Source organism: Sphingopyxis sp. HIX (genome assembly GCF_001468285.1).
GTDB lineage: Bacteria > Pseudomonadota > Alphaproteobacteria > Sphingomonadales > Sphingomonadaceae > Sphingopyxis.
In genome coordinates this window covers 70,688-77,855 of the sequence record NZ_LNSB01000023.1, presented here as the reverse complement: position 1 = coordinate 77,855, position 7,168 = coordinate 70,688, and the positions used below count along the sequence as shown (strand labels likewise).

General features: G+C 68.9%; 6 protein-coding genes. 2 read left to right on the top strand and 4 right to left on the bottom strand.

Annotated features, from left to right (window positions below; all coding sequences use genetic code 11):
• From ATE62_RS12550 to ATE62_RS12535, 4 genes are all read right to left on the bottom strand, one after another.
• On the bottom strand, nucleotides 1–218 hold a 218-nt coding region (locus tag ATE62_RS12550; protein WP_156422282.1), incomplete at its 3' end, for a hypothetical protein.
• 183 nt (nucleotides 219–401) lie between these two features.
• A complete protein-coding gene (locus tag ATE62_RS12545) occupies nucleotides 402–1,166 on the bottom strand; it encodes a hypothetical protein (RefSeq protein ID WP_058810321.1) in 765 nt (254 codons plus the stop codon).
• Nucleotides 1,153–3,243: an adenylate/guanylate cyclase domain-containing protein gene (locus ATE62_RS12540; RefSeq protein ID WP_058810322.1), complete on the bottom strand. Its 2,091-nt coding sequence runs from the start codon at nucleotides 3,241–3,243 to the stop codon at nucleotides 1,153–1,155. The genes ATE62_RS12545 and ATE62_RS12540 overlap by 14 nt, the downstream gene beginning before the upstream one ends.
• 4 nt (nucleotides 3,244–3,247) lie before the next feature.
• Nucleotides 3,248–6,349, bottom strand: coding sequence for a CHAT domain-containing protein (locus tag ATE62_RS12535; RefSeq protein WP_058810323.1), 3,102 nt, complete (start codon nucleotides 6,347–6,349; stop codon nucleotides 3,248–3,250).
• 212 nt (nucleotides 6,350–6,561) lie between these two features.
• Between ATE62_RS12535 and ATE62_RS12530 the strand changes: the two genes are divergently transcribed.
• Both ATE62_RS12530 and ATE62_RS12525 read left to right on the top strand, forming a co-directional pair.
• Entirely contained in the window at nucleotides 6,562–6,885 is a 324-nt protein-coding gene (locus ATE62_RS12530) for a DUF1476 domain-containing protein (RefSeq protein WP_058810324.1), read from the top strand.
• 10 nt (nucleotides 6,886–6,895) lie between these two features.
• Entirely contained in the window at nucleotides 6,896–7,129 is a 234-nt protein-coding gene (locus tag ATE62_RS12525; RefSeq protein WP_058810325.1) for a BolA/IbaG family iron-sulfur metabolism protein, read from the top strand.
• The last annotated feature ends 39 nt before the right edge of the window (nucleotides 7,130–7,168 follow it).

The window sequence follows — 7,168 nt, the reverse complement described above, 5'->3', positions numbered from 1 at the left end:
ACGCTGCGCGACGTGCAATTCTCGACCGTCGAGGGGATCGATCCCGCGATGCTGAACGGCGCCTGGTCCGACCGCGTCGGGATCTGCGGGGTCGCCACCTGCGCCTGCGCTGGGACCGACAATATTGCGAGGACCAGCCCCGATCCGGCGAGCAGCGATCTTTTCGCGCGCCCGCGATCCGCCGCATCCGCCAGCTGCCATTGCCCCTTGCCGTTCATCGCCACCCCTTGCGTTCGAACCCGCCCGGCGTTGCCGCCGTGCGTCCAATTCATCATGCCCAGCCCGGTGACGGACTGCGCGAATTTTCGACCCAAGGAAAGGACATGCCGCTCGGACGGCAGCTTTTCATCCCATTGTTATCAGATGGATCGGGCGGGGACAATGGCTCCCGCCCGCTCCGGTCAACCGCTCGTCGCTTCCGACTCCGACATCGCGTCGACCAGCCGGTCGAGCTGCGGCGTGCAGCCCTTGGTCATCAGCATTTCGGTCGCCGCGTCGGCGGTCTCGGGCATCGCCGCGATCGTCGCGAAGCGCACCGTCACCGGCGCGGCCAGGCCCGCACCCGACAGCTGGTAATCGACGCCATATTCGATCGGCAGCGTTTCGGTCGGCCATTTGCGGAACTGCGCGCCGCTGACCAGCGCGACGGTCTCGCTCTGGCTGCCCTTGGCGATGGTCAGCGCGGTGTCGCTCGACATGTCGGGGCGCCACAGCATCAGCGTTGCCGGGTCGGCCACACAGAAGGTGCCGCCGCTGCGATAGTCGAGCAGCCACAGGTTCGGCGCGCGAAATTCGCTGGGCGCCGCCGTTTCGGCCTCGCGCGCGAAACCCCCGCGCGACCGGGTCGTCGGCCCCTTGGCCAGCATGCGCGTCACGGTGGTGCCCATCGACTGGCTCGCCTGCACGGTGGCGCCGACGGTGAACGTGCCCTTGCCGCTGAGCGTGCGGGTCTTGCCGCCCTGCATCAGCACGACCTTGTCGCCGTCGACGAGCGCCACGCGGTCGCTGGCCTTGAGCTTGGTCCCCGCGGGATATTTCGACGCCGAGGGTCCGGTCGACCGGACGATGATCGATTGCGCGGCGGCGGTGCCGGTGACGGCAACCGCGGCCAGAAGGGCGGCCCCGGTCAACCCCAGCCGGCGCAGGCGGATGTCAGGACAGGACATAGCTTTCTCCACTTTCGGTCTCGTTCAGGCGTTCTATCAAGAACAGGATGGATGTATCGTGACTGAATTCCACGCCCAATGCTGTGGCGCAGGTCACATAAAGAACTTTATCTCCCGATGCATGCGCCTTGACCATTTCGGCGATGCGCGCCCGCTGCTCGGGGCCGAGGTCGGGGCGCGGGGTGAAGGTATCGACGGGCTGCGCACGCCCGCGCAGCGTCACGCGCCCCATCGGCACCAGATCGTCGCGCCCGGCGCGCGCCTCGGCCTCGGCCGACACCAGCACCCCGGTCTTCAGGCTCTTGTTCGCCGCCTCGAGCCGCGAGGCGGTGTTCATGCTGTCGCCGAGCGCGGTGTACTGGATGCGGCCCTCGCCGCCGAAATTGCCGACGATCGCGTCGCCGACGTGCAGCCCGACGCGCGTCATGCCGAGCGGCGGGACGTCCTCGGCGGCGAGGTCGACGCGGAATTTCTCGCCCGCCTCGTACATCGCGAGCGCCGCCGCCGCGGCCTGCGGCCCGTCGTCGGGCCGGCTGAGCGGCGCCCCCCAGAAGGCGACGACCGCGTCGCCGACGAATTTGTCGATCGTCCCGCCATGACCCAGCACGACGTCCGACAGCCGGTCGAGATATTCGTTGAGCAGCCGCGCCACCGTTTCCGGCGTCGTCGCATGGCTGAGCTTGGTAAAGCCCTCGAGGTCGGTGAAGACGCAGAAGATGTTCCGCCGCTCGCCGTGCAGCGACAGCTGGTCGGGATCGCGCATGATCTGCGCCGCGACGTCGGCGGGCAGATATTTGCCGAGCGCCGACTGCGCGAAGGCGCGCTGGCGCGAGCCGATGGTGCGCGCCGCGGTACCGACCGCGGCATAGCCGAAAATCCAGCCGAGCGCCTGGCCGAAGGCGGGCAGGTCGGTGGTGTCGACCCCGATCCGCTGCAGCCAGAAGGGATAGGCGAGGAAGAAGATCATCTGCCCGGCGAAGATGACCACCACCCAGCGCGCCTTGAGGTCGATCAGGCTGGTGAGCCCGCCTGCGATCACGACGAGCAAGGCGAGCAGCCACAACGCCCAGCCCGGGACGGGCTTCGACCAGGCGCCGTCGAGCTGCTGCGCCAGCATATGCGCATGGATCTCCAGCCCCGGCATGGTCTCGCGCTCGCCCGACTGCTTGCTGGGCAATCGCGTCAGCGGGGTGACGAACTGGTCGGTGTCGATCACGTCGGCGCCGATCAGCACATAGCGGCCGCGCACCGATTCGGCGAAGGCGGCGAGCGTTTCTTCGTCCATAGCTATGCCGAAATTGTCGATCGGCAGGTTGTTGAAGACCTCGATTTCTCCGTTCTCGTCGGAACGCAGCGGCAGCAGGTAGCGGATATTGCCCTGATAATCGGCGTGCGCCTTATCGATCGGTGCCATCGCATTGGCCATCAGCGGCGGCAGATGCTTTGGCCGGCTGGGCCATTTGCGCGCGACATTGTCCTCGTCGACCTCGAATCGCACGCTCGTCGGGCGCGTCTTGGCGGTGCGCACATCGGCCTGATAGGCCTCGAGGAATTTCTGCTGCTCGAAATAGATGGTGTTCTGGTTGGTCGCCTGGTCGACATAGGCGAGCCAGGTCGGCGTCTTCATCGCGCGCAGCTGCGCCTTCAGCACATCGTCGTCGGGGCGCGGCGAGTCGAAACCGATATCGATGCCGATCGATTTCGCCCCCATGCGGTCGATATTGGCGAGCGCATTGGCGAGCAGGGTGCGGTCGAGCGGCGAGCGGATGCCGGTGTTGAACAGCGTCTGATCATTATAGGTGATCATGACGATGCGCGGGTCCTGCTCGACGTGCGGCGCCATCAGCGAAGCGCGGCTGTCGTAGAGCGCGCGCTCGGCGTCGCCGACGAGCGGCAGTTGCCAGCTCGACCGCGCGACGAACACCGCGGCGGCGAGGAACAGCAAGGTCGCGGCCATGCGCCACGGCCCGAGCTGGGTCGCGAGGCGGCGGAGCTGCTTGCGCAGCGGCACGGCGGCGCGCGTCTCGCTCGCGGCTTCGGCCGCCGGCGCTGTCTCTCTCGTCGGGCTTTCGGTCATCGGATCAGCGGGCGGCGCGGCCGGCGGCCTCCCCGGTCTGCGGCGCTTCGGCGGTCGCCGTCGCGCCGTGCAGCAGCGGCTGGCCGCCGTCGCCGATGATCGCGAACCCCGCCCAATAATAGGGGTGCGAGGTCTGCTTTTCGTCCATCAGCCGCATCTGCGTCGTCCACAGCGCGTCGGCGACGCTCTCGCCCTGCCGCGCACCGAACAGGCCGCCGATCAGCCGCTTCGTCGCGTCGAAATCGTCGGGCGCGGGCCAGTGGCTCGCGATCACCGACCGCCCGCCCGCGCCGATGAAGGCGCGGACCAGCCCGTCGAGCGCGTTGCCGCCGCCGCTCGCGACGCCCGCTTCGCGCGTCGCGCGGACCGACGCGGCGCCCGCGGTGTCGCACGCCGACAGGATGACCAGGTCGGCGTTGATCTTGAGGTCGTAGATTTCCTGGAAGGTCAAAAGCCCGTCGGACTCGCTGCCGCCGAAGGAGGTGACGAGCGCCGGGCGCGCCGGGCACGACGGGCGCGGCGCGGTGACCAGCCCGTGGGTCGCGAAATGGATGATGCGATAGTCATTGAGGTCGCCGCGCGTCTTGACCGCGGTATCGGTGAAGCCGCTGCCGGTGAGCAAAGTGCCCGCGGTGCCGCCCATCGCGCTGCGCGCGGTGACGAGCTCGTCGGCCGAAATCGGGCGGTTCCACTGCGCGAGGTCCCATTGGCAACTGTCGTCGACCCCACCCGCGGCGCCGCGCGAGCCGAGGCTCGCGGTGGTGGCGCCCACCGGCTGGTTCTGGCCGAGACCGAAATACTGGTTCGCCGCGTTCGAGGGCGGCGCCTGCCGCGCGTTGCGGAAGGCGAGCGCCGACACCGCGGTGCTCGGCCGCGTCGTCCGTCCCAGCCAGGCGATCTGACGCATGTCGAAGGCGTCGCCATTGGGATCGAGCAGGCGCTGCTCATATTCGGCGAGCCCGGTGTCGGCGGTGATCAGGAGGTTGATCGGCAGCCGCAGCATCGCGCCGTCGGGCTCGAAGGTCAGGTTGGCGATCGTCGGCAGCCGGTCGGCGGCGGGACCGAACAGCCGCGTATAGAGGCTGCGCGCGGTCGCGGCGTCGAAGGGATAGGTGACGCGGCGGCCGTTCTCGACGATCGAGATGGTCGAACGGATGCTGTCGACCGCGGCGTCGAGCGCGGCAGCGCCGATATCGGCGCGCCAGAGCTGCGCGCCCTTGTTGTCGATCAGCATCGCATAGACCGCATCGCCGACGACGAGCATCTTCAAATAACCCTCGTCGGCGCGTAGCACCTGTTGCAGCTCGGCGAGGTCGAGCTTGCCCGGCGCGACGACGCGATATTGCGGGAAGGCCGCCAGCGACGCGACGGTCTCGGCCTGCTGGAAACCGAGGTTGTCGAGCCGGACCTTGAGGTCGGCGCGCAGCGCGTTGATCTCGGGCGAGACGGGGAATTGCGCGAGCCGCGCATCCTCGATCCGCGCGCGTTCGATGTCGCGGTTGAGCGTCGTCGCCTGGCGGAACAGCCGTGCGCCCTCGTCGCTGCCGCTCGACAGCTCGCGCGCCAGCACCGCCTGGGTGTCGGCGACGCCGGGGCGGACCTGCAGCTGGCTGGCGACGAAGAAGTCGGCGACCGCCGACGGATCGGTCGCGGCGCGATCGGCGAGCAGGCGGTAATAGGGCGCCATCATGTTCGCCATGCCGCTGGTCGAGCGCTGCGAGCTCGCGAGCGCGGCGACGACGTCGTGATAGATCGTCATCGCCTCGGCATTGCGGTCGTGGCGCGTCAGGAAGGCGGCGTAGCGCGCGCGCGCCGAGGCGAGCGCGTTGGTCTCGGGATATTCAACCGCGAGCGCGCCCACCGATTCGAGGAAGCGCGTATCGGCCGCCGCGGCGTCGCCCGCGGCCTCCTCGGCCAGCGCGAGCTCGCCCAGCATCTGCGAGCGCAGCCGCACGATCGACGTGACGCGCCCCTCGCGCACCGCCATCGCATCGGCGAGGCCCTTCAGCTGCGCGGCCTTCGCCGCGGCGGGTTCGCCGCGCAGCCGCTCGACCGTGCCGAGCAGGTGCACCGCCTGCGCGTCGATGATCTGCGCGCGCTCGAGCGGGGTCAGCCGCTCATTGTCCGAACTCTGGCGGATCGCGCGCGAGGTGCTGCCGCTGTTGACCCCCGCGACGATCTCGGGGGTCAGCGTCACCGCCTTGCCCTCGACCGTCACCGCGCTGGTCAGCGGCGGGATCGGCGTGTTGAGCAGGTCGGCGGCGCCGGCATAGTCGCGCTGGTTGAGCGCGTGGATCGCGCGGAAATTGCGGCGGAGGCGGAGCTGCACCGGGTCGGTGGTCGGTACCGCCTCGACCTCGCCGAACAGCCTTTCGGCCTCGGCGAACTCGCCGAGGTTCGATTTCTGCAGCGCGCGGTTGAGCGTGAATTCGGTCGGGTCGATGTCCGCCGCGGCCTGTTCCTCGAGCGCGCGGCGCGACAATGCTTCGAAGAATTCGGCGGCCTCGGCATAGTCGCCGCTGTGGTTGCGGCGATAGCCCTCGGCGAGCGCGCGGTCGACGTCGATCGTTCCCGCCAGCGTGCGCGCGAAGCCGTCGTTGCCGCCGATCGAAGTCGTTGCGACGTTGATCTTGCCCGCGACAACCTTGCGCTGGCGGATCGATTCGAGCGCGAGGTTCAGCGCGTCATTATAGGCGGCGAAACCCTCGACGGCGTAGCTGGTGTTGCCCGCGGCCTCGATCCGCGTGTTCCACTGGACCGCGCTGTCCCTGACCGTGCAGCTGCCCGGCGCGGTGCAGACGATCGTGCCGCTGCGCGCGCGGTCGACGCGCGCCTGCGCCTCGGCGGGGGTGGCGCGCAGCATGCGGACATAGCCGACCGGCTGGCTCGCGTCGCGGCACAGGATCATCCACGCGCGGTCGAACATGCCGTCGATCACCGAATCGCGCACCGTCGCCTGGACCTCGCAGAGCGAGCCGCCCTTGTCGCCGATCGCGAAGCTGTCGCGCAGCGTCGGGTCCTGCACCTCCTGCGCGGGCGCGATTCCGGGCAGGGCCAAGGCGATGGCCCCCAGAATCGTGAGCGCGAACGGACGTCGAGCAGTCATCGTCGTAATCCCCCAAACCAAGCCTACAGGCGCCCTGACCGCGCATTGGCGACAAGGCGCAGTCTTCGTTGCTGCGGTACGACCCGATAACCCTTGCCGCGGACCGTAACCCCTTCGCATGCAAAAGGGAAGTGATCTGCCGCACAGGCGGCTTGCGCCCCTTGCCCGCGCGACCTATCTGCAAAGTCCGGCTCCCAGCGCAAGAGGATGAGATGAGCGTATTCGACGACCGCGAAAAGGCCCATGAGGCGAAATTCGCCCGCGACCAGGAGATCCAGTTCCGGATCACCGCGCGGCGCAACCGGCTGGTCGGCGAATGGGCGGCCGAGCGCATGGGACTCACCCCCGAAGAGACCGACGCCTATGCCAAGGCGGTGGTGCAGGCCGATTTCGAGGAAGCCGGCGACGAGGACGTCATCCGCAAGCTCGCGGGCGACCTGACCGCCGCCGGGGTCGAGATCAGCGATGCCGAAATCCGCGAGGCGCTGGGCGACAAGGCGGTCGAGGCGCGTCGCCAGTTCATGGACAAGCTCTAAGGATAGTCCGATGGGCATGCGCGAGGACGACCTCAAATCGATGATCGAGGCGGCGTTCCCCGACGCCGTGGTGACGATCCGCGACCTCGCGGGCGACAACGACCATTATGCGGCGCACGTCGTCAGCGCCGCTTTCGCCGGTATGAGCCGCGTCGCGCAGCATAAGGCGGTGTACGCGGCGCTCGGCGGGCGAATGGGCGGCGAACTTCATGCCTTGCAATTGACCACCGCCGTTCCTTCATAGGGACGAGACGCTTTTCGCGCGCCGAACGGGCGCCGCACC

Bases quoted from the DNA above. Each gene is read 5' to 3' on its own strand.
- ATE62_RS12545 (WP_058810321.1), bottom strand. From the start codon at position 1,166: ATGTCCTGTCCTGACATCCGCCTGCGCCGGCTGGGGTTGACCGGGGCC.
- ATE62_RS12540 (WP_058810322.1), bottom strand. From the start codon at position 3,243: ATGACCGAAAGCCCGACGAGAGAGACAGCGCCGGCGGCCGAAGCCGCG.
- ATE62_RS12535 (WP_058810323.1), bottom strand. From the start codon at position 6,349: ATGACTGCTCGACGTCCGTTCGCGCTCACGATTCTGGGGGCCATCGCC.
- ATE62_RS12530 (WP_058810324.1), top strand. From the start codon at position 6,562: ATGAGCGTATTCGACGACCGCGAAAAGGCCCATGAGGCGAAATTCGCC.
- ATE62_RS12525 (WP_058810325.1), top strand. From the start codon at position 6,896: ATGGGCATGCGCGAGGACGACCTCAAATCGATGATCGAGGCGGCGTTC.